At 71.3% G+C, this 25,184-nt stretch carries 23 protein-coding genes and 1 riboswitch; of the genes, 13 read left to right on the forward strand and 10 right to left on the reverse strand.

The features are described from left to right. Positions 1-45: 45 nt before the first annotated feature. Complete coding sequence (locus OG927_RS04655) at positions 46-486, reverse strand: Lrp/AsnC family transcriptional regulator (protein WP_056787292.1); 441 nt, start codon at positions 484-486, stop codon at positions 46-48. A 203-nt stretch (positions 487-689) separates the two neighbouring features. Here OG927_RS04655 and OG927_RS04660 point away from each other — a divergent pair, with 203 nt between their 5' ends. Then, positions 690-1,088, forward strand: a complete 399-nt coding sequence (locus OG927_RS04660) for a hypothetical protein (protein ID WP_056787287.1) — start codon at positions 690-692, stop codon at positions 1,086-1,088. A gap of 300 nt (positions 1,089-1,388) precedes the next feature. Here the strand turns inward: OG927_RS04660 and OG927_RS04665 are convergent, their stop codons facing one another. Next, a complete protein-coding gene (locus tag OG927_RS04665; RefSeq protein ID WP_057573593.1) occupies positions 1,389-2,585 on the reverse strand; it encodes an acyl-CoA dehydrogenase family protein in 1,197 nt (398 codons plus the stop codon). A 347-nt stretch (positions 2,586-2,932) separates the two neighbouring features. Here OG927_RS04665 and OG927_RS04670 point away from each other — a divergent pair, with 347 nt between their 5' ends. The 10 genes from OG927_RS04670 (at position 2,933) to OG927_RS04715 (ending at position 14,842) form a co-directional block, all read left to right on the forward strand. Continuing rightward, positions 2,933-4,198: a glycoside hydrolase family 18 protein gene (locus OG927_RS04670; protein WP_330319755.1), complete on the forward strand. Its 1,266-nt coding sequence runs from the start codon at positions 2,933-2,935 to the stop codon at positions 4,196-4,198. Positions 4,199-5,016: 818 nt separating this feature from the next. Continuing rightward, complete coding sequence (gene kdpF, locus OG927_RS04675) at positions 5,017-5,106, forward strand: K(+)-transporting ATPase subunit F (RefSeq protein ID WP_056787281.1); 90 nt, start codon at positions 5,017-5,019, stop codon at positions 5,104-5,106. A gap of 8 nt (positions 5,107-5,114) precedes the next feature. Then, complete coding sequence (gene kdpA, locus OG927_RS04680) at positions 5,115-6,779, forward strand: potassium-transporting ATPase subunit KdpA (RefSeq protein WP_330319756.1); 1,665 nt, start codon at positions 5,115-5,117, stop codon at positions 6,777-6,779. Next, positions 6,776-8,929: a potassium-transporting ATPase subunit KdpB gene (kdpB, locus tag OG927_RS04685; RefSeq protein ID WP_056787271.1), complete on the forward strand. Its 2,154-nt coding sequence runs from the start codon at positions 6,776-6,778 to the stop codon at positions 8,927-8,929. The genes kdpA and kdpB overlap by 4 nt, the downstream gene beginning before the upstream one ends. Before the next feature lie 4 nt (positions 8,930-8,933). Further along, on the forward strand, positions 8,934-9,608 hold the full coding sequence (locus OG927_RS04690) for a potassium-transporting ATPase subunit C (RefSeq protein ID WP_056787266.1): 675 nt from the start codon (positions 8,934-8,936) through the stop codon (positions 9,606-9,608). Positions 9,609-10,023: 415 nt separating this feature from the next. After that, positions 10,024-10,698 (forward strand): hypothetical protein, encoded by a 675-nt coding sequence (locus OG927_RS04695; protein ID WP_330319757.1) that lies wholly within the window; start codon positions 10,024-10,026, stop codon positions 10,696-10,698. Between the two features lie 154 nt (positions 10,699-10,852). Beyond that, positions 10,853-11,539, forward strand: coding sequence for a sigma-70 family RNA polymerase sigma factor (locus tag OG927_RS04700; protein WP_124282962.1), 687 nt, complete (start codon positions 10,853-10,855; stop codon positions 11,537-11,539). Positions 11,540-11,676: 137 nt separating this feature from the next. Then, positions 11,677-11,856, forward strand: a riboswitch (cobalamin riboswitch). A gap of 30 nt (positions 11,857-11,886) precedes the next feature. After that, complete coding sequence (locus OG927_RS04705) at positions 11,887-12,930, forward strand: ABC transporter substrate-binding protein (protein WP_056787255.1); 1,044 nt, start codon at positions 11,887-11,889, stop codon at positions 12,928-12,930. A gap of 2 nt (positions 12,931-12,932) precedes the next feature. Next, complete coding sequence (locus OG927_RS04710) at positions 12,933-14,033, forward strand: iron chelate uptake ABC transporter family permease subunit (protein WP_435878009.1); 1,101 nt, start codon at positions 12,933-12,935, stop codon at positions 14,031-14,033. Then, positions 14,030-14,842, forward strand: a complete 813-nt coding sequence (locus OG927_RS04715; RefSeq protein WP_330319758.1) for an ABC transporter ATP-binding protein — start codon at positions 14,030-14,032, stop codon at positions 14,840-14,842. Before OG927_RS04710 ends, OG927_RS04715 begins: the two co-directional genes overlap by 4 nt. 316 nt (positions 14,843-15,158) lie before the next feature. Here the strand turns inward: OG927_RS04715 and OG927_RS04720 are convergent, their stop codons facing one another. Next, complete coding sequence (locus tag OG927_RS04720; protein WP_330319759.1) at positions 15,159-16,070, reverse strand: alpha/beta fold hydrolase; 912 nt, start codon at positions 16,068-16,070, stop codon at positions 15,159-15,161. A 631-nt stretch (positions 16,071-16,701) separates the two neighbouring features. Next, positions 16,702-17,634 carry an alpha/beta fold hydrolase gene (locus OG927_RS04725; RefSeq protein WP_056787243.1) on the reverse strand — a complete coding sequence of 311 codons (933 nt, stop codon included), beginning with the start codon at positions 17,632-17,634 and terminating at the stop codon, positions 16,702-16,704. A gap of 86 nt (positions 17,635-17,720) precedes the next feature. Between OG927_RS04725 and OG927_RS04730 the strand changes: the two genes are divergently transcribed. Both OG927_RS04730 and OG927_RS04735 read left to right on the forward strand, forming a co-directional pair. Continuing rightward, positions 17,721-18,197 carry a MarR family winged helix-turn-helix transcriptional regulator gene (locus OG927_RS04730; protein WP_124282957.1) on the forward strand — a complete coding sequence of 159 codons (477 nt, stop codon included), beginning with the start codon at positions 17,721-17,723 and terminating at the stop codon, positions 18,195-18,197. 128 nt (positions 18,198-18,325) lie between these two features. Continuing rightward, positions 18,326-18,988, forward strand: coding sequence for an O-methyltransferase (locus OG927_RS04735; RefSeq protein WP_056787239.1), 663 nt, complete (start codon positions 18,326-18,328; stop codon positions 18,986-18,988). Positions 18,989-18,991: 3 nt separating this feature from the next. On the opposite strand, the gene OG927_RS04740 is transcribed toward OG927_RS04735, so the two are convergent. The 6 genes from OG927_RS04740 to OG927_RS04765 form a co-directional block, all read right to left on the reverse strand. Then, on the reverse strand, positions 18,992-20,155 hold the full coding sequence (locus OG927_RS04740) for an HAD-IIIC family phosphatase (RefSeq protein ID WP_330319760.1): 1,164 nt from the start codon (positions 20,153-20,155) through the stop codon (positions 18,992-18,994). A 43-nt stretch (positions 20,156-20,198) separates the two neighbouring features. Continuing rightward, on the reverse strand, positions 20,199-21,305 hold the full coding sequence (locus OG927_RS04745) for an acyl-CoA dehydrogenase family protein (RefSeq protein ID WP_056787232.1): 1,107 nt from the start codon (positions 21,303-21,305) through the stop codon (positions 20,199-20,201). Continuing rightward, a complete protein-coding gene (locus OG927_RS04750) occupies positions 21,298-21,600 on the reverse strand; it encodes an acyl carrier protein (RefSeq protein ID WP_056787228.1) in 303 nt (100 codons plus the stop codon). The genes OG927_RS04745 and OG927_RS04750 overlap by 8 nt, the downstream gene beginning before the upstream one ends. Further along, positions 21,597-22,490 (reverse strand): 3-hydroxyacyl-CoA dehydrogenase family protein, encoded by an 894-nt coding sequence (locus OG927_RS04755; RefSeq protein WP_124282954.1) that lies wholly within the window; start codon positions 22,488-22,490, stop codon positions 21,597-21,599. The genes OG927_RS04750 and OG927_RS04755 overlap by 4 nt, the downstream gene beginning before the upstream one ends. A 117-nt stretch (positions 22,491-22,607) precedes the next feature. Beyond that, a complete protein-coding gene (locus OG927_RS04760) occupies positions 22,608-23,717 on the reverse strand; it encodes a Rieske 2Fe-2S domain-containing protein (protein ID WP_330319761.1) in 1,110 nt (369 codons plus the stop codon). 1 nt (position 23,718) lies between these two features. Next, a complete protein-coding gene (locus OG927_RS04765; RefSeq protein ID WP_330319762.1) occupies positions 23,719-25,176 on the reverse strand; it encodes a cytochrome P450 in 1,458 nt (485 codons plus the stop codon). Positions 25,177-25,184 lie beyond the last annotated feature (8 nt).

The following is a 25,184-nucleotide window of genomic DNA, read 5'->3' on the forward strand; positions in this document are numbered from 1 at the left end:
CGCGCTCGGAGGCGGGGCGCGCACGCCGAGGGCGCGTGGGGCGTCTCAGATGCGCGGGGGGCGCGCCTCGTACGGTGTGGAGAGGACGACCGTCGTGCGGGTGGAGACACCGGCCAGCGACCGGATCCGGGTGAGCAGGTGCTCCAGCTCGAGCGGGCTGGAGACCCGCACCTTGAGGATGTAGTTCTCGTCGCCGGCGACGCTGTGGCACGCCTCCAGCTCGGGCACGTCCGCGAGGCGTTCGGCGATGTCGTCGGGTGCGCTCGGGTCGAACGGTTTCACCGAGATGAACGCGGTGAGGGGCAGGCCGACGGCCTCGGGGTCGACGACCGCGGCGTAGCCGCGGATCACCCCGCGCTGCTCCAGTCGGCGGACACGCTGATGAACGGCCGAGGTGGACAGGCCCGTGGCCTTGCCCAGGTCGGTGTAGCTCATCCGCCCGTCCTTGACGAGCAATTCCACGATCTGACGGTCCAGCTCCTCCATGCGGATCAACCTATGGCCCCGGGTGCCTCCAGGCACAGTCGTGAGGGCTGCGGAACGGCACGTTCGGGGGGCATGTGACGAATGCCACATGTTTACGCGTCAGTAGCCAACGGCCCCGCGGTTAGGGCCGACTTCCCACGGGAAGTGCTTGCTGTGGCCGAGGCCGTGGCGCCTGGCCGGCCCACCCGAGGGGGGAATATCCCATGCAGAGCCTGAAGCTCACCGGACGTACCGAACCGGAGCCCGTCGATCTCGACGAGGACCTCGCTCCCGACGCGTACGACACATTCGAGATGTACCGGGTGATCTGCCCGGACTGCGCGCAGCCGATCGCCCTGCTGGCGGACGAGGACGTCCTGCCGGAGCACGCACTGTGCCCCACTCCGTGGAATCCGTTCGTCCTGACCGTGTGCGCCGGCACCAACCGCGACGCCTCCCGGGCGCGCCCGGCCGACGAGACGCTCGAGGTCCAGGAGCAGGAGACGGCACTGCTGCTGACGCTGCCTCAGGGGCTCGACTGGCGGATGCAGCCGTTCTCGCACGCCGGGGGTCCGGGCTCGCGGCCGCTGCAGGCACCGCAGTTGCGGCGCCACGCGGCCTGACGTACGGACGCACGTTCCTGCCGCACCACAACGGCTCCCCGCTGTGGTGCCGGCGGATCACCGGTCGGCCGGTGGACGCGGCACCCGAGGAACGGGCGCGCGAATCGGCCGGGCAGTGACCCGGACCCGGGGCCCAGCCGCCCGGTGGGGCTCCGCGGGAGGCCGTGCCGCACTGACCCGCCCGCCCACGTGCGCCGCCGCGCCGGCGGGAGGCTGCGGGACGGACACCGCCGGGCCGCCATGACCAGGAGTGGTACCGGATCATGACGACACACGTGCGGCCGCACCCGCCGGCCCGGTTCAGCGCGTTTCGGGGCCCGCGAGGTGCCGGGCGATGACCATGCGCTGGATCTGATTGGTGCCTTCGACGATCTGCAGCACCTTGGCCTCGCGCATCAGCCGCTCGACCGGGAAGTCGAGGGTGTAGCCGTAGCCCCCGAGCACCTGGACCGCGTCGGTGGTGACCTGCATGGCCGTGTCGGTGCAGAACAGCTTCGCCATCGCCGCCTGCCGCGAGAACGGCAGACCCGCGTCGCGGAGCCGTGCCGCCTCCAGGTAGAGGGCCCGCCCCGCCTCGATCCGGGTGGCCATGTCGGCGAGCATGAAGCGCAGTCCCTGGAAGTCCGCGATGGGCCGGCCGAACTGCTGGCGTCCCGTGGCGTATCCGACGGCCTCGTCCAGGGCCGCCTGGGCCACACCGATGGCACAGGCGGCGATGCCCAGCCGCCCCGAATCGAGCGCCGACAGTGCGATGGCGAAGCCCTGTCCCTCGTCACCGATGCGACGGGCGTCCGGGATCCGTACGCCGTCGAAGTGCAGCTGGGCCGTGGGTGAGCCCTTCATGCCCATCTTCTTCTCGGGCACGGCCGCGTTGAGTCCCCCGACGTCGCCGGGGACCAGGAACGCCGTGATGCCGCGGGGGCCCTCCACCCCGGTGCGGGCCAGGACGGTGTAGAAGTCGGCGATTCCGCCGTGCGTGATCCAGGCCTTGGTGCCGGTGAGGACCCAGTCCCCCCCGCTCGTGCGGGAGGCGCCGCCTCCGTCCCGTACGGCCTTCGTGCGCAGCGAGGCGGCGTCGGAGCCCGAGGACGGCTCGGAGAGGCAGTAGGCGCCCAGCAGGCCGCCGCCGAGCATCGCGGGGAGGTGGGCGGCCCGTTGCTCCTCGGTGCCGTATCCGGCGAGCGCGTGGCAGGCCAGCGAGTGGACGCTGACGCCGAGCCCGACGGTGAGCCGGGCCGCGGCCAGTTCCTCCAGGACCTGGAGGTAGACCTCGTAGGGCTGGCCCCCTCCGCCGTACGCGGAGTCGTACGGCAGTCCGAGCAGTCCGGATTCGGAGAGCAGGGTGAAGACCTCGCGCGGGAAGTGGCCGGATTCCTCCTCCTCGGCCGCCCGGGGAGCGATCTCCTTCGACACCATGTCTCGGACGAGCTCGATGAGCTGCCGGGACTCCTCGGTGGGCAGGCGGCGTTCCACCGGCTGCGGGGCACGGTCGGGCATGACGGCGCTCTCCTCCCTGTCGGGGGTTGCGACGGTCGCGCGCGCGGGGTGTGAGCGGCGCCGCCGGGTGGTCCCGGGCGATGCCCGGAAATCTATGACTCCCCAGCCGATCCTGCCTTCTCGGATCACGAGAGGCGCTGGCCAGCGGCTGTGGCGGGTTGAGTATGCCCGATCGGAGCGCGTGCGTCACCGGGTGCGGGGGCCGGGCGGTCCCGGAAATTGGTCCGCACCATTGACCCAACTGGTCTAGTCCTTCTACGGTCTCCCCCAATGCCTCATCGCGTCCATGCCAATCGATGGAGCGAGGGGCACCCCCACGCCCAAGCCCTCCCCCACGAGGAGCCACAATGACCGGACTTCACCGTCCCCGCGCCCGCCTCAGGGCGCTCGCCGCAACCGCGTGCACCGTCGCGCTCGGCGCCGCTCTCCTCGGCGTCGCGGGTACGTCCTCCGCCGGAGCGGCCCCGGCCGCCGAGCCGGCGTCCGCCGCGGAGGCCGCCCCCACCGCGGCCGGTGACAAGGTGGTCGGATACTTCACCAACTGGGGTGTCTACCAGCGCGATTACCACGTCAAGAACATCGAGACGTCGGGCTCGGCCGACAAGCTCACGCACATCAACTACGCCTTCGGCAACGTCCAGGGCGGCAAGTGCACCATCGGCGACAGCTACGCCGACTACGAGAAGGCCTACACGGCCGACCAGTCGGTGGACGGCGTCGCGGACACCTGGGACCAGGAACTGCGCGGCAACTTCAACCAGCTGCGCAAGCTGAAGAAGCTGCACCCGGATCTGAAGATCGTCTGGTCCTTCGGCGGCTGGAGCTGGTCCGGCGGCTTCGGCGAGGCCGCTCAGAACCCGGCCGCCTTCGCCGAGTCCTGCCACGACCTGGTGGAGGACCCGCGTTGGGCCGATGTCTTCGACGGCATCGACATCGACTGGGAGTACCCGAACGCCTGCGGTCTGACCTGCGACACCAGCGGCCGCGACGCCTACGGCGACCTCCTGTCGGCACTGCGCTCGAAGTTCGGCACCGACAGTCTGATCACCTCGGCGATCACCGCCGACGGGTCGGAAGGCGGCAAGATCGACGCCGTGGACTACGCCGGAGCGGCGCAGTACCTCGACTGGTACAACCCGATGACATACGACTTCTTCGGCGCGTTCGCCGCCCAGGGCCCGACGGCCCCGCACTCCCCGCTGACCTCCTACCCGGGCATCCCCACGGAGGGGTTCAACAGCGACGCGGCGATCTCCAAGCTCAAGGGGCTCGGCATCCCCCCGGAGAAGCTGCTGCTCGGCATCGGCTTCTACGGCCGCGGCTGGACCGGCGTCACGCAGTCGGAGCCGGGCGGCACGGCGACCGGGGCGGCTCCGGGCGCGTACGAGGCGGGCATCGAGGACTACAAGATCCTGAAGGACAGCTGCCCGGTGACGGGCACGGTGGCCGGCACGGCGTACGCCCACTGCGGCACCAACTGGTGGAGCTACGACACCCCGTCCACCATTGCCACGAAGATGGACTACAAGAACCAGCAGGGCCTGGGAGGCACCTTCTTCTGGGAGCTCAGCGGTGACACGACCGACGGCGAGCTGATCAAGGCGATCAACTAGCGCCGACGGGGTACACGCCCGACAGGGCGGGCAGGGGGCGGGGTGCCGGGCGGGCACCCCGCCCCTCTCCGTGCCGGGGCGTCACCCGGGCCTTCCGCTCCACGCGTGAGCGCGTCGCACGGGCCGGGCCCGGACGACGAATACGGCCGGGACGACGACGCACGTCCGGCTCCGGACGCACCGCGGCGGGCTCGGCCCGTTGCCGGCCCGACGGGCACGGCCCTGTTTCTCCGCGGCAGCCGCGGTCGTGGCGCCACTGGTTCGGTGCCCCTGGTTCGGCGCCGTCGGCAGCGGGTGGGGCCCCCGGGGGCCCCACCCGCTCGGGCGTTCCCCAGGACGCGACCGCAGTGCACCCGCACGTACCTCCACGGGCGGGGTTCCAGGCCGCGCGGGCCCTGCCGGGGCACGGGATCCGCGGCGGGACCGCCCCGGCGCGGGGCCGGTCCTCCGTTCCGTGACCCACGGCTCCGCCTGACACCCACGCGGCGGCGGGGCCGCCGGGCGCCGGACATCGGCGTCCTCCGGCCCTTAAGCGGCCGTGGGCGGCGTGGGCCGCCCGCCTCCGGCGGCATCCCACGCCCCGCCCCGGCCCCTTCGCGTCATGGCCGTATCAAGGCTTCGGGCGAATCCGTATGGAGTCCGTCAAAGCGGCTCGGCCCCCGGCCCGGGACGGGATTTGCTCTCTCCAGGCCATGCGGCCGATTCCACCTCGTCACTCAATACATCCAGGAGCTCACGATGGCCGATCCGGCCTTCGTCGTCGTCACCGTCGCGGTATTCGCACTGGTGGCTCTCATCGCCAAGGGGGTGGCCAAGCTGTGACTGCGGACCATGTGGTCGGCCTCGTCGTCGCCCTCTCCCTGCTCGGTTATCTCATTGTCGCGCTTGTGTTCCCGGAGAGGTTCTGAGCACCGATATGAGCCCCGAGATATCTGGTGCGCTCCAGTTCCTCGCCCTGGCGGGGTCGCTCGCGCTGGCCTACCGCCCGCTGGGTGACTGGATGGCCCGCGTCTACTCCTCCGACACGCACTGGCGTCCGGAGAAGTGGATCTACAAGGTCATCGGCGCCCACCCGGAGGCGGAGATGCGCTGGCCCGCCTACCTGCGCGGCGTCCTCGCCTTCTCCGCCGTCGGCGTCCTCTTCCTCTACGCCCTGCAGCGGCTGCAGGGCGTTCTCCCCGGGTCGCTCGGCTTCCGGTCGATCGACCCCGACCAGGCCTTCAACACCGCCGCCTCGTTCGTCTCGAACACGAACTGGCAGTCGTACTACGGCGAGCAGGCCATGGGCCACGTCGTGCAGACCGGCGGCCTGGCCGTGCAGAACTTCGTCTCCGCCGCCGTCGGCATGGCCGTAGCGGTGGCGCTCGTACGGGGCTTCGCCCGTTCCCGGACCGGTGAACTGGGGAACTTCTGGGCCGACCTGGTCCGCGGAACCGTACGGATCCTGCTGCCGGTCTCGGTGGCCGGGGCCCTTGTACTGGTCGCCTGCGGCGCCATCCAGAATTTCTCCGGCATTCACGAGGTCGGCCAGTTCATGGGCGGCACCCAGGAATGGAACGGTGGGGCCGTGGCCTCCCAGGAGGCCATCAAGGAACTGGGGACCAACGGTGGCGGCTATTTCAACGCGAACTCCGCCCACCCCTTCGAGAACCCGAATCCGTTCTCGAATCTCTTCGAGATCTTCCTGATTCTCCTCATCCCGTTCGCGATGACCCGCACGTTCGGGAAGATGGTCGGATCGGTCAGGCAGGGTTACGCGATCCTCGGCGCGATGGTGACCCTGTGGATCGGGTTCACCGGGCTGATGATGTGGACCGAGTTCCACCACGGCGGTCCGGCCTTCGACATCGCCGGCGGTGCGATGGAGGGCAAGGAGACACGCTTCGGGATCGCCGGCTCGTCGATCTTCGCCGTGGCCACCACGCTCACCTCCACGGGTGCCGTCAACTCCTTCCACTCCTCGTACACCGGTCTCGGCGGCGGCATCACCATGCTCGGCATGCAGTTGGGCGAGATCGCGCCGGGCGGTGTCGGCTCCGGCCTCTACGGGATGCTGGTCATGGCGGTCATCGCGGTGTTCCTCGCCGGGCTGATGGTGGGCCGCACACCCGAGTACCTGGGCAGGAAGATCGGCACGCGCGAGATCAAGTTCGCCGCCTGCTACATCCTGATCACCCCCGCGCTGGTGCTCTCCTTCACCGCTGCGGCCCTGGCGCTGCCCACCCCGGCCGACTCGATGACCAACTCCGGTGCGCACGGTTTCTCCGAGATCCTGTACGCCTACACGTCCGCCTCCAACAACAACGGTTCCGCCTTCGCCGGGCTCAACGCCGACACGCAGTGGTTCAACAGCACCCTCGGCATCGCCATGCTGCTCAGCCGTTTCCTGCCGATGGTGTTCGTCCTGGCACTGGCCGGATCGCTCGCCCGGCAGAGTCCGGTCCCCGAGACGGCAGGCACGCTGCGCACCGAGAAGCCCCTGTTCACCGGGCTGCTGGTCGGCACGATCATGATCGTCGCCGGCCTGACCTACTTCCCGGCGCTGGCGCTGGGTCCGCTCGCTGAAGGGCTGGCGTCATGAGCAACGACCTCGCGCGGTACGACGACCCCGCGTCCCTGTCCACCGACGTTCCGCCCCACGCGCCCGGTCGGCACGCGTCCGGTCAGCACGCGTCCGCCGGTGCCTGTCCGGCGGCGGGGCGGGCGGGCGGCGGGCTCTTCGACCCCGGGCAGCTGCTCGCCTCCTTCCCGGACGCCGTCCGAAAGCTCGACCCCCGCCTCATGGCCAGGTCCCCGGTCATGTTCGTGGTCCTGGTCGGCTCCGTGCTGACGACGGTCTTCGCGGTCATGGACCCGGGCAACTGGTTCGGCTGGGCCATAGCGGCGTGGCTCTGGCTGACCACGCTCTTCGCGAACCTCGCGGAAGCGGTGGCCGAGGGCCGCGGCAAGGCGCAGGCGGACAGCCTGCGCAAGGCCAGGACCGGCACCGTGGCCCGCCGGCTCACCGGCACGGACGAGGAGCGGGTTCCGGGCACCGATCTGCGCGTCGGCGACCTCGTGGTCTGCGAGGCCGGCGACATCGTGCCCGGCGACGGAGACGTCGTCGAAGGCGTCGCGTCCGTCGACGAGTCCGCCATCACCGGTGAGTCGGCCCCGGTGATCCGCGAGTCCGGCGGCGACCGGTCCGCGGTCACCGGAGGTACGAAGGTGCTGTCCGACCGCATCGTCATCAGGATCACGACGAAACCCGGCGAGACGTTCATCGACCGGATGATCGGCCTGGTGGAGGGGGCGGCCCGGCAGCGCACGCCCAACGAGATCGCGCTGAACATCCTGCTCGCGTCGCTGACCGTCGTCTTCCTGCTCGCCGTCGTGACCCTGCAGCCGTTCGCCGTCCACGCGGGCGCCGAACAGTCGGTGATCGTCCTGACGGCGCTGCTGGTCTGCCTGATCCCGACGACCATCGGGGCCCTGCTCTCCGCCATCGGCATCGCCGGCATGGACCGGCTCGTGCAGCGCAACGTCCTGGCCATGTCGGGGCGTGCCGTCGAGGCCGCGGGCGACGTCTCGACCCTGCTGCTCGACAAGACCGGCACCATCACCCTCGGCAACCGGCAGGCGGCCGGGTTCACCCCGGTTCCGGGGGTCACGGAGGCCGCACTGGCCGACGCCGCCCGGCTGTCCTCACTGGCCGACGAGACCCCCGAGGGCCGCTCCGTCGTCGCCCTGGCGCGGGAGAGGTACGGGCTGCGCGAGCAGCACGAGGGGGATCTGGCGCACGCCGAGTGGGTGGTGTTCACGGCCCGGACCCGTATGTCGGGTGTCGACGTGGGCGGGCGCAGCGTACGCAAGGGCGCGAGCGCCTCCGTCACCGCCTGGGTCAGGGAGCGGGGCGGCACCGTCCCGCCGGACGCCCAGGTGCTCACCGACCGGATCGCTCAAGCGGGCGGCACGCCGCTGCTGGTGGCTCTGGAGGATGCGGAGGGCGCCCGGGTCCTGGGGGTGGTCCACCTCAAGGACGTCGTGAAGGACGGCATGCGCGAGCGCTTCGAGGAGCTGCGCCGCATGGGCATCAGGACGGTCATGATCACCGGTGACAACCCGCTGACCGCGAAGGCCATCGCCGACGAGGCGGGGGTGGACGACTTCCTGGCCGAGGCGACACCCGAGGACAAGATGGCCCTCATCAAGAGGGAGCAGGCCGGCGGCAGGCTCGTCGCGATGACCGGCGACGGCACCAACGACGCTCCCGCACTGGCCCAGGCGGACGTGGGGGTGGCCATGAACACCGGCACCTCGGCCGCCAAGGAGGCCGGCAACATGGTCGACCTCGACTCCGACCCGACCAAGCTCATCGAGATCGTCGGCATCGGCAAGCAACTGCTCATCACCCGCGGCGCGCTGACGACGTTCTCGATCGCCAACGACGTGGCGAAGTACTTCGCGATCATCCCGGCCATGTTCGCGGTGGTGTACCCCGGCCTGGACAAGCTCAACATCATGGGCCTGACCTCGCCCGAGTCCGCGATCCTGTCGGCCGTCGTCTTCAACGCGCTGATCATCATCGCCCTGGTGCCGCTCGCCCTGCGGGGCGTGCGCTACCGGCCGATGAGCGCGGACCGGATGCTGCGCCGCAACCTGGGCCTGTACGGCCTCGGGGGACTCGTGGCGCCGTTCGTCGGCATCAAGCTCATCGACCTCCTCATCTCCACCATTCCTGGCATCGGGTGACGACATGAACACCTCTGTACGCAATACGGCCCGTCTCCTCGGGGCGGGCCTGCGGGCCCTGCTCGTCCTGACCCTGCTCTGCGGCGTCGTCTATCCGCTCGCCGTCACCGGCGTCGCACAGGCCCTGTTCGACGACCGGGCCGACGGATCCGAGATCACGACGGAGGGCGAGGTCGTGGGCTCGGAGCTGATCGGGCAGAGGTACGACCTGCCGAAAACGGATCCGGCCGACGCGGACGAAGCCCCCCGGCCCGACCTCAGGTGGTTCCAGCCGAGGCCCTCCAACGGCCTCGGCTCCAACAGCGTGAATCCGCAGTACACGCTGATCCTCTCCGGCGCGACCAACCGGTCCGGGGACAACGAGGAGCTCATCCGGTGGGTGACGGACGCCAAGGAGGCCGTGGTCGCGGACAACACGGCGGAGGGCTACCGGCCCCGGCCCTCGGAGGTCCCGGCGGACGCCGTCACCTCCTCCGGCTCCGGACTCGACCCGCACATCTCCCCCGCGTACGCGCGGCTCCAGGTGCACCGGGTGGCCGAGAGGAACCACCTCGAGGTCCACCAGGTCGAGCAACTCGTGAGGGACGGCACCGAGGGCCGGACGCTCGGCTTCATGGGTGAGCCACGCGTCAACGTGCTCAGGCTCAACATCGGTCTGAAGGAGTTGGCCGGGGGCTGACGCCGCGGGTCCGGAGCCGGGGCCGGCGGGACGCCTCACATCCCGCCGGCCCCGGCTCCTCCGGTTCGCCGAGACCCCCGCCCTCCGGCACCCGCCCTCCGGCACCCGGCACCCGGCACCCGGCACCCGGTACCCGGTACCCGGCAGGCTCTCCTGGTCCGGTCGCCGTACGTCGCGGGCCGGGTGCCGCGGCGCACGGTGTGCCCCGGGACGAGGGTGAGGCCCTGCCGCACGTCGGCGGTACGCGCCGGCCCCACGCCGAGCGGGTCACGTCCGAACACGCGGGCCGGAGCGGGCCGGTGGGCAGAACCGGCTGACGGGCCGGAAAGTCCGCACACTCCCCCTGGTGTCCGGGACGGGATGCGAGGATGAGCGCGCCATGACTCCCGGCCGGTGCTGTCGCGCGGTGAGGGCTGTGGTGTTCGCAGCCGCCTGCGTGCTGCTCACCGCCCTCGGCCACATCGTCATGTCCGCGACTGCCGTCCCCTGGTGGGTCCTGGCCGTCGCTGTCGCCGCGACGGCCGCGGCAGCCTGGGTGTTCACCCGCCGGGAGCGCGGACTGCTCTTCGTCGCCTCCGCGGCGGTCGTGGTCCAGGCGGTCCTGCACAGTGCCTTCTCGCTGGCCCAGGCAGCGGTCCGTCCCTCGCTGCCGGACGGTGCCTCGTTCGCTCGGCGGTGGACCCGGTACCTGCTCTGCGAGACGCACGGATCCGCCCCCGCGGGGATGGCCGTACCCGGTGCCGGGGAGATGCACCACCCCGGCCCGGACGGCCTGATGGACCACGCGGTGATGTCCGCCGGACACGACATGGCCGGCCTGTCCCCCACCGGGATGCTCGCCGCCCACCTGCTGGCCGCCCTGTTGTGCGGCCTCTGGCTGGCGTGCGGGGAGCGGGCCGTCTTCCGTCTGCTGCGCGCCTGCGCGGGATGGCTGGTCGCTCCGTTCCGGCTCGTTCTCCATCTGCCCGTGCCAGCCGACCGGCCGCGCGTCCGTGCCCGGCGTTCCCACCGGGCTCATCCGCTGCGCCAGTTGCTGCTCGTCCACATCGTCGGCACCCGGGGTCCGCCGTCCCGGATCGCTGTCATCTGACAGCCGATCCCCGACCGGCGCCCGGGACCGACCCCGGCGCGCCCCGGGCACGGCGCGGCCGCCTCCGGCCGCGTCGTCCACAGCACCGGCCCCGCCCACGTGCGGGACGATCCCGGATTCCCGGACCACCGGAATCCCGGAAGGACATCAGGCGATGACCCCTGCCCTGCCCCCACCCCCGGCCACCGGGAAGAGAACGCCGCGGGACCCGCACGGCGCCGACGAACGGGTCACGTGCCTGGCCCTGGCCGCACGTTCCGGGGACGCGGAGGCCGTGGACCGCTTCATACGCGCCCTGCACCACGACGTACGGCGCTACGTCGCCTTCCTGAGCCCCGACCCCCAGGCGGCGGACGACCTCACCCAGGACACCTTCCTGCGCGCGCTGGGAAGCCTTCACCGGTTCGAGGGGCGCTCCTCGGCACGCACCTGGCTGCTCTCCATCGCCCGGCGCACCGTCGTGGACAGCCTTCGGCATGCCGCCGCCAGGCCCAGACTGGCAGACCGCCACGACTGGCAGTCGGCGGCCGAACGGTCGCAGCCGCGCGGTCTGCCCGGCTTCGACGACGGCATCGCTCTGGCCGATCTCCTGGCGGCGGTCCCCGCCGAGCGACGCGAAGCGTTCGTCCTCACCCAGCTCCTGGGGCTTCGCTACGCGGAGGCCGCCGCGGTCACGGGCACTCCCGTCGGAACCGTGCGTTCACGTGTCGCCCGCGCCCGGTCCGCGCTGGTCGAACTGCTGAGGGAGGCCGAGGCCCCAGCGGCTCGCCCCTCCGGGACGGGCCACGGCGGGACGGGCGGCGCTCCGCGTCCGGTGCCCGAGGCTGCCACGGCGGCCTGAACGCCACCTCCCCGGGGCACCGGCAGGCCCGCCTGCCGGTGCCCCGGAGGTCGCGCGTACGTCCCCACGGTTCACCGCGGGCACCATGAGGGGGGCGTGGCGAACGTCTCGGGCCTGCCATGTTTCCGCCTCGCCGGGGAGACGTACTATCACCTGGTCATCACCGCGACGGGAGACAGGAAGCCGGTGCGATTCCGGCACGGTCCCGCCACTGTAACCGGGGAGTTCCCCTCGAACGGCTGCCGCGCACCGCCGCGGTCAGGCCGGGGGAACGTCGATCCGGGAGTCAGCACACTGGCCTGTCGCGGGCCCATTCCGAGGAGCGCGGACTCCCCAGGAGGCTCTACGTGTACGACGGCATGCCCCGTCCCCTGTTCTCCCCCTCCTCCCGCCCGCGACGCCGTGCGCTGCGCGCCGCGGCGCTGGCCGGGGCACTGTCGGCGACCCTGCTGGCCGGCTGCGGCACGGCCGACGACGGCGCCCGGGACCGGAGGGCTTCGGCGTCGTCCGCGAAGGGCTTCCCGGTCACCGTCGACAACTGCGGTACCCGCACCACGTACGACGGGCCGCCGTCCCGGGTGGTCACCGTTCACCAGCACCCGGCGGAGCTGATGCTGGCCCTCGGGCTCCGTGACCGGATGGTGGGGACCGCCTTCCCGGACTCCGCGGTCCTGCCCGAACTCCGGAAGGACTTCGAGGCGGTTCCCGAACTGGCGGAGAAGGAGCCGTCCTTCGAGACGCTCCTGAACGCCGAGCCCGACTTCGTCTACGGCGGCTACGGCAGCGCGTTCGCCGAGAACGAGGGCCGGTCCCGCAAGGCGTTCGCCGATGCGGGCATCGACACCTACCTCAACCGCGAGTACTGCGGGAAGAAGAGGGTGTCGATGAAGGACGCCTACGACGAGATCCTGACCGTCGGCAGCATCTTCGGTGTGCGGGACCGGGCCGAGAAGCTCGTGGCCGATCTGCGGGAACGCGTCGACGGGACCAGCCGGACGGTGGAGGGCGTCTCCCCGGTGTCCGTCTTCGTGTACGACAGCGGCGACAAGTCGGCGTTCACGGCGGGCGGCAAGGGCCTGGGCACCGAGATCATCGCGCTGGCCGGAGGCCGGAACGTCTTCGCGGACCTCGACGACGTCTTCGGGGACGTCTCCTGGGAACAGGTGGTCGCCCGCGAGCCCGAGGTCATCGCGATCTACGACTACGCGGGTGCGGGCAGCGTGGCGGAGAAGAAGAGGTTCCTGCTCTCGCAGCCCGCCCTCGCCGACGTCCCCGCCGTACGGAACAAGCGGTTCGTGGTGCTTCCGCTGACCGCGACGCTGGTCGGCATCCGCCCGCCGCACGCGGTCGAGGACCTGGCCCGCGGGCTGCATCCCGAGTCCTTCCGGTGACGGTGCCGGCCGAGGCCGGGGCTGCGCCCGCCGTTCGTACGGGCCGCCGGGAGCGTCTGCGCTCACGGGCCTTCGCGCCCACGCTGATCTGCCTCGGCCTGCTGCTCGTGGTCTCCCTGACCGCGGGCCTGGCCATCGGTTCGGTGCACGTGCCGCCGGGCGAGGTCTGGGGCATCGTGACGCACGCGTTCGGCGGTGAACTGGCCGAACCGACCTGGTCCCGGGCGCGCGAGACGATCGTCCTCGACGTGCGGGCGCCCCGGGTGCTGCTCGGCGCGGTGACGGGCGCCGGTCTCGCGGTGGTGGGCACCGCCATGCAGGCACTGGTGCGCAACCCGCTCGCCGAGCCGTATCTGCTGGGCGTCTCCTCCGGAGCCTCGCTGGGCGCCGTCGCCGTGATCGTGTTCGGTGTGAGCCTGGCCGGGCCGGTGCCGCTGTCGGCTGCGGCGTTCGTGGGCGCCCTGCTCACCCTGCTGCTCGTGTACTCGACGGCCCGCGCCGGAGGGCGTATCACCTCGGTCCGGCTGGTGCTGTCGGGAGTGGCGGTGGCGGCGGTGCTCACAGCCGTGACGGACCTGCTGCTCCTGACCGCCGGGCGGGGCAACGAGGCACGGACGGTGCTCGCCTGGACCCTGGGCGGACTGGGCGGCGTGCAGTGGTCCACGCTGTGGCTGCCCGGTACGGCGCTGCTGCTGGGCATCGGCGTCCTGCTGGTGCGGGCCCGGTCGCTGAACCTGCTGCTGACGGGCGAGGAGGCGGCCACGACGATGGGGCTGGACGTGGCCCGCTTCCGGGTCCGGATGTTCGTCGTGCTGTCCCTCGTCACCGGCGTCCTGGTGGCGGCGGCCGGCCCCATCGGCTTCGTCGGACTCATGCTTCCGCACATCGTGCGGCTCTTCGTGGGCGGTGACCACCGCAGGGTGCTGCCGACGGCGGCACTGGCCGGGGCGGTGTTCCTCGTCTGGGCCGACATCGCGGCGCGCACGGTCGCCGCCCCGATGGAGATCCCCGTCGGCGTCCTCACCGCGCTGTGCGGCGGGCCCTTCTTCCTGTGGCTGCTGCGCCGGGACGCCCGACGGAACACCGACCGAGGAGTGGGATGACCGCGGCCGAACTCGCCGTCGAGAACGTCACGCTGACCGCCGGCGCGTACCGGCTGGTGCGCGGGGTGTCCCTGACCGCGCGCCCCGGTGAGGTGGTCGGCCTGGTCGGCCCCAACGGCAGCGGCAAGTCCAGCCTCCTGCGCGCCGTCTACCGCGTCCTGCGTCCCGATTCCGGCCGGGTACGGGTGGACGGGGCCGACGCCTGGTCCCTGCCCGTGCGCCGGCTGGCCCGCACGCTGGCCTCCGTGGTGCAGGAGCCGGGCGCCGACTTCGACCTGACCGTGCGGGAGGTCGTCGCCATGGGGCGTACCCCCCACAAGCGGCTGTTCGACGGCGACACCGCGGAGGACGCGCGCATCATCGACACGGCTCTCGCGTCGGTGGACGCCACCCAGCTGACGACGCGTTCCTTCGACCGGCTCTCCGGAGGTGAGCGCCAGCGCGTGCTCATCGCCCGCGCCCTGGCGCAGCAGCCCGGCCTACTGGTGCTCGACGAGCCGACCAACCACCTGGACATCAGGCACCAGTTGGAGGTCCTGGGTGTGCTCAGGCGGCTGCCGGCCACCGTCCTGGTCGCGCTGCACGACCTGAACCTGGCGGCCTACTACTGCGACCGCCTCTACGTCCTGCGCGAGGGTGAGGTCGTCGCTTCGGGACCGCCGGCGGCGGTGCTCACCCCCGGGCTGCTGGCCGAGGTGTACGGCGTGGCGAGCGAGGTCGCCGTCCATCCGCGGACCGGGGCGCCGCAGGTGACCTTCCTGCCGGGAGAACCCCGAGAATCCGGCCGCGGTGGCGCGACAATGCACTGAGCCTCCGCCAACGTGAAGCCACTGGTCAAAGGGCTGGCGTGACAGTCTTTCGGGGTCTCAGCTGGTCGTGGGCGGCCGCCTATCGTGTAGATCATTTGTCAGCCGTTCGCTTGAGGTCCGTCAGGACGGGGGCGGGCAGGTGGTGGCCGTCGTTCGCTGACCGACGGACTTGGCCAAAGCTCTGCGGGCGCGACCACAGTGTGAGCATCTCGAATTCCGCAACCACCAGGCCGTGAACAGCAGCTTCACGGGGCGCTCTGCGTACTGTTCGTGGAGGAGGCCACTGCGGACCTGCGGGAAGACCGGATCCCGGCGGTCACTGTTGTGCGGCGAACGCGGCTTCGATTTCCTTGATCACGAGGTCGGGACGGTCCGTCGGCACCTCATGGGAAGTGCCCTTGGCGGTAACGAGCGTCCGGTTCGGCGCCTCCTGGGCGAACGCGGCGGCGGCGTCACGCCAGCGCTGGGCGTCCTCGGGAGACCTGGCGAACGGAGTCCTCTCGGAAACCATGACCGTAACCGGCACCGAAGCCGGCCACACCACCTTGTGGAATGCCTGGTGTGCTGCGGCGAAACCCTCCGCGGTGGAGATGAGCTGGCGGTTCTCCGGCTTCTCGGGATCCTTCTTCGCCGCGTCGACCTCCGGCTGAGTCCCGGCTACGAGACGGGGGATCTCCTCGTCCGTGAAGAACTGCGGGAGGTTGGCGTCGACCAGCACTGCACCGGAGAGCATCTCCGGGTTGTCCTGGGCGAGGTAGTTGGCGATCTCACCGGCCTGGGAGTGAGAGACCAGGGTCACGTCCTTGGTGACGCCCAGTTTCTTGAGTCCCGCCTTGAGGTCGCTGACGGCGCTCTCGACCTTCCACGCGCCGGGCACCACGTCGCTCTCGCCGAGACCGGCCCGGTCGTACGTGATGACGGTGGCCCCGGTGGCCGCGTGCACCCTGGGGACGATGTCCTTCCACTGCGAGGAGTCCTCACCGCCGCCCGAGTCCAGGACGATGGTGGAGCCGTTGCCCTGGGTGACGTAAAAGGCCAAACGGTGACCACCGTTGTCGACCATGTGAAGCTTCGCTTCGGCCGCCTTGGCGGAGCCCGGGGTGGCGGACGAGGTGGCGGACGACGAGGCCGTGGGGCTCGGGGCGTTGTCGCTGCAGGCTGTGAGGCCGCCGGCGGCCAAGGCCAGCAAGGCGAGGGATGACAGAACGCGGTACGTGGAACGGCTCATACGGGGGGTGTGGGACACGGCTGATCCTTCGACGGCTTGAGGGCGCTGTGGTACCTGTCCCATCATTCGAAAACCTGCCTGCCCACAGAATCCGGCTGGCACGTCTATAGGTGGTGCGGTTGAGGCCAGGGAGCGTGGTGGGGTTAACCCCGGAGCGCGCCACGGTCGCCGGGCGCTCCGGCGCCGGGCCGGTGGCCGGCCGTGCGCAGCCCGTGGCTGCGCACGATCGTCGAGAACCTCACGCAGAGCACCTCGGCCGACCTCTTCTAGGCGTCTGACAATCGAACAGCGCCAGACTCTCGTGCCTCCCGAAGTGGTCGACATCCGCTGTCCGATCTCGGGGTCTGGCCCAAGTTGTGGGAGCCGACTACTCGTTGTAGCTCTTGGTTTTTGTGGCGGAGGTTCGCAAGTCGCCTTGAGTTCGCTCCTTGTATGGCTGATGTGCTCGACATTCGGTCGCCGCGAACGAAGATCCGTCTCCAGCACAGGAGCCGTTGTTCCCGTCGAACACGAAGGTCGTGATCACGTCCGCCGAGACGGACGGCGAGGCGATACGTATCGAGGCACGATGCACCGCAAGCGACGCTCGTTGCCCGGCCTGCGGAGACTGGTCGGCTCAGATTCACGGCTCCTACCTGCGCTTCCCTGCAGAGCTGGCTTGTGCCGGACGGCCTTGCATACTCGCGTCGACGCGGTCGGCGAAGTCGCCGACCGCAGTGGCGAAGGCGGCGGGCGCCTCCTGCGCGACGAAATGCCCGACGTCCGGGATCGTGACCGCGGTGACGTCGTCGGCGACCTGGCGCATCGTCCGCTCGGTGAAGGGGGCGTTGATGCCGTCGACGGCGAGCACGGGAACGGTCAGCGGCCGCGACTCGGCCAGTGCCCGCATCCGGTCGCCGCCGGTCAGGGAGGAACGGTAGAGCCCTTCGGTGCCGCGCCAGCCGCCCGGCCGCGCGTAGGTGCGGGCGAACTCGTCGAGGTCGGCCTCGGTGACCCCGCCCGGCACCATCGTCATCGCGGAGACGGCCCAGTCGAGTATCACTCGCTCGCGGCCGGCCAGGAACAGCTCCGGAATTCCCGGGGCGGCGAGGAATCCCACGTGCCAGGAGCCGCCGTTCCTGACGTCGGCCAGCATCTCCCAGCCGTACCCCGGAAGGATGGTCTCGACGCCGGTGAAGCTGAGGACGTCGCCGGGGTGCGTGGCCGCGAACGCGAAGACCGGCCCGCCGCTGATGTCCTGGCAGGTCACGTGCACGGGCCCGACGCCGAGGTGCGCGACCAGCCGGTGCAGGTCCTCCGCCATGGTGGCCAAGTCGTGGTCGCCGTCGGCGATGCCGGAGTCGCCGAAGCCGCGCAGGTCGACGGCGAACACCCGGTGGGTGGCGGCGAGCAGCGGGATGACGTCGCGGAAGGCCCACCAGGACTCCGGCCACCCGTGCACCAGCAGGATCGGGGAGCCGGTGTCGCCCGCCGAGACGTAGTGCAACGTGGTGCCGTTGACCTCGGCTGTGTGGTGCGTGACGCCCGCCACGGCGGGCGAGGCGGTCACGAAAGAGCTGGTCATGCGATGACTCCCAAGATAGACAACCAGGTTGACTCCAGTATTGGTCAACCCGGTTGTCCAAGTCAAGGGAGATCTAGACTGTGGTCATGTCCTCACGATCCGGCGCCGATCTCGCCCTGCTGCTCCTGGGCAGCTATCGCAATCTGGTGGACGAAGTGGTCCGGGAGCTGGCGACCCGGGGATACCCCGACGCCCGGCCGTCCCACGAGTACGCGATCCGGGCCATCCGAGCCGGCGCCGACAGCGCCTCGGACCTGGCCCGCAGACTCGCCATCACCAAGCAGGCCGCGGCGAAGACGATCGCCGCGCTCGTCGAACGCGGGTACATCACCACCGAGACCGACCCCGCCGACACCCGCCGCAAGAACATCCGGATCACCGATCACGGGATCGGGCTGATCACCGAGAGCACGGCGATCTTCGACGAGGTGCGGGCCCGCTGGGAAGTCCGTCTGGGCGCCCCCGAACTCGCCGAGCTGGAAACGCAGCTCGCCCAATTCGTCGGCGACTCACCCATCAACCTCGACGCTCCGGGCTGGGCAGCGGGACAGGAACTGCGCTAGCGGTCAGCCGAGAGTCGTGGGCGGCCGGTCGGCGCCGCTTTCGGGGCCGCCGGAGACATCTGCGGGGCCCTCAGCCGGCCCCGGACTCACTGTTGAATCCGGGTCGCGGACAATCTAGGGTTCCGTATATGGCGAATCAGATTGCGGCCGGGCCGGAGCTTCTGGAATATGTCAGGGAATTCTCGCTGAGAGAGGACGGGATTCTGCGCGAGCTGCGCCTGACGACCGCGGAGCTGCCCGGCGGGCAGGCGATGCAGGTCATGGCGGAGGAGGGGCAGTTACTCGCCTTCCTGATCGCGGCGACCGGTGTCGTGGACGTCCTGGAGATCGGCACCTTCACCGGCTACAGCACCTTGTGCATGGCTCGCGCCCTCCCGCCGGGCGGGCGCCTGGTCACCTGTGACATCAGTGGGCGATGGCCTGAGATAGGTGCCGATTACTGGCGGCGGGCAGGTGTTCTCGACCGCATCGAGGTGCGCATCGGCGCGGCGACGGAAACGCTCGAGAAAATGCTCGCCGATGACGGTCCCGGTCAATTCGGTCTCGTATTCATCGATGCCGACAAAGCGAATTATCCGCAGTACTACGAGCTGGCGCTGCGACTCGTGCGGCAGGGCGGCCTGCTGGTGGTGGACAACACGCTCTTCTTCGGGCGGGTCATCGATCCGCTCGCCGACGACGCGGACACCGCCGGTGTCCGCGAGGTCAATGCCCGGATCCGGGACGACCGGCGGGTCGACGTCTGCATGCTCCCGATGGCCGACGGCATCACGCTGGTCCGCCGCAGGTGACCGTCACCCCACTGGGCCCGGACGCCGCGCACGGTCCGGAAGGCCCGCGCCGGCCGGCGCCGGGTCGGTGAGGTCCGGCGCGATCAGCCGTACCGTCGTGGGGGCGTCCCGCCGTCCGGCGACGAGGTGCAGCAGCTGGACGTCCTCGCCGGAACCGCCCGAACCGCCCGAACCGCCGGAGACACCGCCCCGGCAGTCGCAGGGCCGGTCGTCGAGGCCGGCGAACCGGTAGGCGATCTCCATCATCCGGTTGCGGCCCGTGACGCGGAAGTCGGCCAGCAAGTGGACACCGGCCCGGGCGGCCTGGTCGGCCAGCCAGTTCAGCAGGATGGTGCCGACGCCGAACGCCACCACACGGCACGAGGTGGCGAGGAGTCTGAGGTGCCATGCACGTGCGTGCTTCTCCAGCAGCACCACGCCCACGGCGCCGTGCGGGCCGAAGCGGTCCTCGAGCGTGGTGACCAGCACCTCGTGGCCGGGGTGGGCGAGGAGCGCGCGCAGTGCCTCGTCCGGGTAGTGCACTCCGGTCGCGTTCATCTGGCTGGTGCGCAGGGTCAGTTCCTCGACCCGAGTCAGCTCGTCGTCCGTGGCCCGCCCGATGGACATCACCATCTCCAGCGAGCGCAGGAAGTCCTCGTGCGAGCCGGTGTGGCGCGCCTGTTCGTCCGTGCGCCGGAAGCCGGCCTGGTACATCGTCCGGCGCTGTCGTGAGTCGACGGTCACCGACCGGGGGCTGAACTCCGGCAGTCCGAGCAGCTTCACGGCGTCCTCCGCCGGGTAGCAGCGCACCTCCGGGAGGTGGTGGGCGACCTCGGCCCGCTCGGCCGGCTGGTCGTCGATGAAGGCGATGGTGGCGGGAGCGAAGTCCAGTTGCTCGGTGATCCGGCGTACGGCGTCCGACTTGCGCCCCCAGCCGATCTCCGGGACGACGAAGTAGTCGGCGACACCGAGGGCCCGGAGCCGGGCCCAGGCGTGGTCGTGGCTGTTGCGGCTGCACACCGACTGGAGGATGCCCCGCGCGTCCAGACCGACGATCACCTCGCGGACCGCGTCGGGCAGGACGACGTCCTCGTCCTCCAGCAGCGTGCCGCGCCAGAGCGTGTTGTCGAGGTCCCAGACAAGGCACTTCACGGTCGCGGGCGGATCCACCGGGGCGGTGTCGCTCATGTTCGGCTCCTTGTCGTGGGGTGCGTCGGCGGCCGGGGCGCGGTCACCGTCTGCTGAGCGCGTGGTCGGCCAGGATCAGCTGGCACACCTCGTTGCTGCCCTCGATGATCTCCATGAGCTTGGCGTCGCGGTACGCCCGCGCGACGACGTGACCGTCCTGGGCCCCGGCCGACGCGAGCACCTGGACCGCGGCCGCCGCGCCTCTGGCCGCATGCTCCGCACCGACGTACTTCGCCAGCACGATGGCGGTGGCCAGATCGGCGGCGTTGTCGTCCCAGCAGCGGCTGGCGTACTCGCAGGCCCGGGTGACGATCTGCTCGGCGGTCCACAGATCGGCCAGGTGCCGGGCGACGAGCTGGTGCTGCGCCAGCGGCCGGCCGAACTGGTGCCTCGTTCCTGCGTGGCCGGCGGCCGCCGCCACGCAGGCCCGCAGGATCCCCACGCAGCCCCAGGCGACGGAGATCCGGCCGTAGGCGAGGGCCGTCGTCACCAGCAGGGGAAGCGGCTGGCGTCCGCCGCCCAGCAGGCTGCCGAGCGGCAGCCGCACCTCGTCGAACGCGAGGTCCGCGTGTCCGGCGGCCCGACAGCCCAGCGGATCGGCCACCCGCCGCACTCGTACCCCGGGGGCAGTCCGGGGCACCACGACCACGGCGCCGCCCTCTGCCATCCGGGCGACGACGAGGAAGAGGTCGGCGTAGTCGGCGGCGGTCACCCACTTCTTGCGGCCGGTGAGCAGCAGGGAGTCCCCGTCGACGGTGACGGTGGCCTCGATGGCCGACAGGTCGCTGCCGGCCTGCGCTTCGCTGAAGGCGACGGCCGCCAGATCGCCGGAGGCCAGCCGCGGCAGCAGGTCCGCCGCCTGCGCCGGGTCACCGAGCCGTTCGACGGTCCACGCGGCCATGCCCTGCGAGGTCATGACGCTCCGCAGTGAGCTGCACAGGCTGCCGACGTGGGCGGTGAACTCGCCGCTGTCCGCGCTGTTCCACCCCGGCCCGCCGTGGTCGGCCGGGATCTGGGCGGAGAGCTGTCCCGCCGCGGCGAGCTTGCGCACCACGTCCTCGGGCAGCCGGCCCGTCCGGTCCCAGTCGCCCGCCCGGTCGCCGACCAGCTCGGTGACGGCCGAGGCCGCCGCTGCGACGGCTTCACGCACCGGGGCCCCCGGAGGCCGGGGGGCGGAGCCGCTCGACCAGCGCGGCCATCTGCAGCACGGTGCGGAAGTTCTCCATCCGCAGGTCTGCGCCGCGGACGGAGATGCCGTAGGTCCTCTCCAGATGCACCACCAGTTCCATGGCGAAGAGCGAGGAGAGCCCACCGGTGCCGAAGACGTCCGCGTCGGTCGCCCACACCCTCCCCGTGCGCTTCTCCAGGAACCGCAGCAGGTCCGTCTGTACGGTGCCGGGGTCGCCGGTGGATTCCGGCGCCGGCCGGTTGGATGACGTGGTCATGCGTGTTCTCCCTCGTACTCGTAGAAGCCGCGCCCGCTCTTGCGGCCGAGGTGGCCGTCCCGCACCATCGCCAGCAGCAGGCCGCAGGGGCGGCACCCTTCGTCGCCGGTGCGGCTGTGCAGCACCCACAGCGAATCGACCAGGTTGTCCAGCCCGATGAGGTCGGCGGTGCGCAGGGGGCCCGTCGGGTGGCCCAGGCACCCCTGCATGAGGCGGTCGACGGACTCGGCGCTCGCCGTGCCCGCCGCCACCACCCGTACCGCGTCGTTGATCATGGGATGCAGGATCCGGCTGGTGACGAATCCCGGTGCGTCGTCGACCACGATCGGCTCCCGGCGCAGGGCGGTGAGCAGCGTCCGCAGCGCGTCGAGGGTCCCCTCGCCGGTGTGCGTGCCCCGGATGACCTCGACCGTCCGGATCAGGTAGGGCGGATTCATGAAGTGGGTGCCGATCAGGTCCGCCGGCCGGGCCGCCGCGCGGGCCAGTTCGTCAATGGGGATCGCCGACGTGTTGGAGATGACCGGGGTGCCGGGCGCGACCAGTGCGGACACCTCCGCGAGGACCTTCGCCTTGGCGTCGGCGTCCTCGGTGACCGCTTCGATCACCGCGGTGGGAGCCGCGTCGTGGCCCGTCACCAGGTCGGTGAGCGACAGGCCGGTGACGAGCGCGCCGGGGGCGGCCCCGTCGGGCAGCGCGCCCATCAGCCGTGCGGTCCGCACCTGGTGGCCGACCCTCTCGGGGGCGTCGTCCAGCCGGCGCCGGTCCAGGTCGATCAGCGTCACCGCGATCCCGTGCCCGATGGCCAGGGCGGCGATGCCCGACCCCATCACTCCCGCCCCGAGCACAGCCAGTCGCTGTCCGGTGGCGGGCGTACCGCTCTCCGCTGCCATGTCGCCTCTCTTTCGGACCCGGCTCGGCCTGCCTCCCGGGCTACGTCTGAACTCTGAACACGGTGGACGCCGACGGCACCGGGGGCGGTTGGGGAGCCTCCGGGCCGTCTTCGTCGGTCACTCCTCCGAGCGGCTCGCTTCGGTCCGCCGGGGCCGCGGCGGCACGAAGCCGCCCGTCGGTTCCGTGTAGAACTGCTGCGCCCACTGCCGGTAGCGGCCGATCGGACCGTCTCCCTGGGCGAGCTTCGGCTGCTCGACGTGCTCCTGGTGGTGCCACATCAGCAGGTCGGCGCCGGTGTCCACGCCGGCCACCCGCTGGAGGACGGAGCTAAGCAGCCGGGCGACGGGCGTCGCCACCGCGCGCCCGACCGTCGCGGGCACGCCGGGGATGCCGTTCAGCTCCAGCTTCGTGCCGAACCGGAGCTGGATGCGTCCCGGGCCGGTCGGGGTCGCGTGCAGCATCACGTAGAGGTTGCCCGCGTCCCGGGGCAGCACGGACCGGGCGGCGATGGTGCCCAGTCCGATCACCGTGAGCGTGTAGGACTGGCGGAACCCTCGCATGACGGTGCCGCGTGCGGTCGCGGTGACGGTGCTGACCGGTTCCCCGGTCACCGGTGTGCCCTCGATGTCGAGGTCCTTGAGACCGTGCAGCGCCGGCAGGTGACCCCAGTCGAACGCGTTCTCGATGACGTCCTGCGGGTGGCCGGCGATGTCGTAGGTGTCGTGGCTGAAGGGCTGCCGGACGTCCATGGGGAAGTCGGGGACGTCCCACTCCGGGGGCAGGCCGAGGGCGTGCCACCACACGTAGACGGAGCCGTTGGCCTCGCACACCGGGTACTGCGCCAGCGAGGCCCTCGGAGGCGGCTTGTCGTAGCCCGTGCGCACGCAGACGCCGGCCGGGTCGAACGCGAACCGGTGGAAGGGGCAGACGATGTCCTCCCCCTCGACCGATCCGCCGACCCCGAGGTGCGCTCCCAGGTGCGGGCACCGGGGCCGGACCGCCCGCAGCACGCCCGCGGTCGTCCGGTAGACGACGACCTCCGCGCCCGCGAGCGGGCGGGTGAGGACCGATCCGGGTCTCACCTCGTCGGCGAAAGCCAGGCAGAACCACCCGTTCGGATAGGGGCGGGAGGGGGCGTGCAGGGTGTCGGCCGAGGCCGCCCCGCCCAGGTCGGCCGCCCGGGAGCGGAGGAGCTGCTTCACTAGGGGCTTCAGGTGAGGCTTCACGTCATCGCTCCTGATGCTTCACCGGGCAGGTGGCGACGCCCGGCTCCGTGGACGGCCGGGCGGGTGCGGGCGCCTCCGCGTGGGCCCCGTGGCTCTCGGCACCGCCCGCCCACCGCTCGCCGAGCCGCAGGCTCAGCCCGCGCGAACTCAGGCTGGTCTCCACCTTCGGCCGGAACGGCTTGTCGCCGACGGGGGTCAGCTCCCAGCGGGCGACGATGGCGGTGAGGGCCAGGATCGCCTCGGTGAGGGCGAACTGGTCCCCGATGCACTTGCGGGGACCGGCGCCGAACGGAATGTAGGTGGCCCGGTCCGGCTGGGCGTCGAGCCAGCGGTCCGGGTCGAACCGGTCGGGCTCGGTGTAGAGGTCGGGGCGGCGGTGCAGGAGGTACGGGCTGAGCACGAGGGTGCTGCCGGCCTTGAGCCGTACGCCGCCGAGCTCGGCGTCCTGCCGGACGGTGCGGGTCATCATCCAGGCGGGCGGATACAGCCGCAGCGTCTCGGTCACCACCCGGCCGGCCAGTCCGAGCGAGGGCAGGTGAGCGGGATCGAGCTTCTCGCCCTTCAGGACGTTGTCGGTCTCGACCTGGAGGCGGTGCTGGACGTCCGGGTCGGTGGCGAGCAGGTGCAGCGCCCAGGCCAGGGTGATGGCCGTGGTCTCCATCCCGCCGAGGAAGAAGGTCAGCGCCTCGTCGGCCAGTTCACCGTCGCTCAGCTGCTTCCGGCCGTCCTCGCTCTCCTCGTCCACCGCCCCGACCAGTGCCGAGAGCAGGTCGGCGTGGTCGGTCGGATCGGCCCGCCGCTCGGCGATGATCTGCGCGATCGTGTCCGAGAGCCGCTTGCGGGCCCGGTCGTACCGCCGCTTCTGCGGGGTCGGTACCTGGCGCAGCAGGGCCGGGGTCATCATCCGGCGGAAGAACGCGCTCACGATGGTGGCGGTGTCGGCCAGGGCCCGCCGCATGGTCTCCTCGGGCAGCGCCCCGCTGAACATCGTCTGCATGGTGGCGCGCGTCGTGAGCGTCATCATCTCCTGGGTGATGTCGAGGACGTCGCCGTCCCTCCAGGATCGCGCCTTCAGCTCGGCCGCCTGGGCGAACACGGCTCCGTACCCCGGGAGCCGGGTGGGGTGGAACGAGGGCTGGCACAGCCGGCGTTGCCGCCGGTGCAGGGTGTACGAGCAGGTGGACAGGCCGTCGCCGATGACCTCGCGGATCCGGTCGTAGATCGGGCCGCCCTTGTCGAAGACGCGGTCGTTCAGGAACACCTGCCGGGTCAGGTCCGGATCGCAGATCATCACCGCGGAGCTCGGACCCAGCCGGACACGGACCATCGTGCGGTACCCGGACAGGGACATGATGAACGCCAGCGGATCGCGGAGCAGGGGCAGTGCGTGGCCCAGCAGCGGCAGACGCTGCGGGGCGAGCGGGACCGACGCGGTGGTCGCCGTACTCGTGTCTGTCATGGACAGCC

The sequence above is a fragment of the Streptomyces clavifer genome, assembly GCF_036345975.1.
In the GTDB taxonomy this organism is placed as follows: Bacteria; Actinomycetota; Actinomycetes; order Streptomycetales; family Streptomycetaceae; genus Streptomyces; species Streptomyces clavifer.

What these genes read in the sequence shown, in the direction of transcription:
- kdpB (WP_056787271.1), top strand. Translation starts at nt 6,776, where the DNA reads ATGAGCAACGACCTCGCGCGGTACGACGACCCCGCGTCCCTGTCCACC.
- OG927_RS04735 (WP_056787239.1), top strand. Translation starts at nt 18,326, where the DNA reads ATGGCGAATCAGATTGCGGCCGGGCCGGAGCTTCTGGAATATGTCAGG.
- OG927_RS04730 (WP_124282957.1), top strand. Translation starts at nt 17,721, where the DNA reads ATGTCCTCACGATCCGGCGCCGATCTCGCCCTGCTGCTCCTGGGCAGC.
- OG927_RS04655 (WP_056787292.1), bottom strand. Translation starts at nt 486, where the DNA reads ATGGAGGAGCTGGACCGTCAGATCGTGGAATTGCTCGTCAAGGACGGG.
- kdpA (WP_330319756.1), top strand. Translation starts at nt 5,115, where the DNA reads ATGAGCCCCGAGATATCTGGTGCGCTCCAGTTCCTCGCCCTGGCGGGG.
- OG927_RS04750 (WP_056787228.1), bottom strand. Translation starts at nt 21,600, where the DNA reads ATGACCACGTCATCCAACCGGCCGGCGCCGGAATCCACCGGCGACCCC.
- OG927_RS04740 (WP_330319760.1), bottom strand. Translation starts at nt 20,155, where the DNA reads ATGAGCGACACCGCCCCGGTGGATCCGCCCGCGACCGTGAAGTGCCTT.
- OG927_RS04665 (WP_057573593.1), bottom strand. Translation starts at nt 2,585, where the DNA reads ATGCCCGACCGTGCCCCGCAGCCGGTGGAACGCCGCCTGCCCACCGAG.
- OG927_RS04765 (WP_330319762.1), bottom strand. Translation starts at nt 25,176, where the DNA reads ATGACAGACACGAGTACGGCGACCACCGCGTCGGTCCCGCTCGCCCCG.
- OG927_RS04755 (WP_124282954.1), bottom strand. Translation starts at nt 22,490, where the DNA reads ATGGCAGCGGAGAGCGGTACGCCCGCCACCGGACAGCGACTGGCTGTG.
- OG927_RS04715 (WP_330319758.1), top strand. Translation starts at nt 14,030, where the DNA reads ATGACCGCGGCCGAACTCGCCGTCGAGAACGTCACGCTGACCGCCGGC.
- OG927_RS04690 (WP_056787266.1), top strand. Translation starts at nt 8,934, where the DNA reads ATGAACACCTCTGTACGCAATACGGCCCGTCTCCTCGGGGCGGGCCTG.
- OG927_RS04720 (WP_330319759.1), bottom strand. Translation starts at nt 16,070, where the DNA reads ATGAGCCGTTCCACGTACCGCGTTCTGTCATCCCTCGCCTTGCTGGCC.
- OG927_RS04725 (WP_056787243.1), bottom strand. Translation starts at nt 17,634, where the DNA reads ATGACCAGCTCTTTCGTGACCGCCTCGCCCGCCGTGGCGGGCGTCACG.
- OG927_RS04670 (WP_330319755.1), top strand. Translation starts at nt 2,933, where the DNA reads ATGACCGGACTTCACCGTCCCCGCGCCCGCCTCAGGGCGCTCGCCGCA.
- OG927_RS04700 (WP_124282962.1), top strand. Translation starts at nt 10,853, where the DNA reads ATGACCCCTGCCCTGCCCCCACCCCCGGCCACCGGGAAGAGAACGCCG.
- OG927_RS04660 (WP_056787287.1), top strand. Translation starts at nt 690, where the DNA reads ATGCAGAGCCTGAAGCTCACCGGACGTACCGAACCGGAGCCCGTCGAT.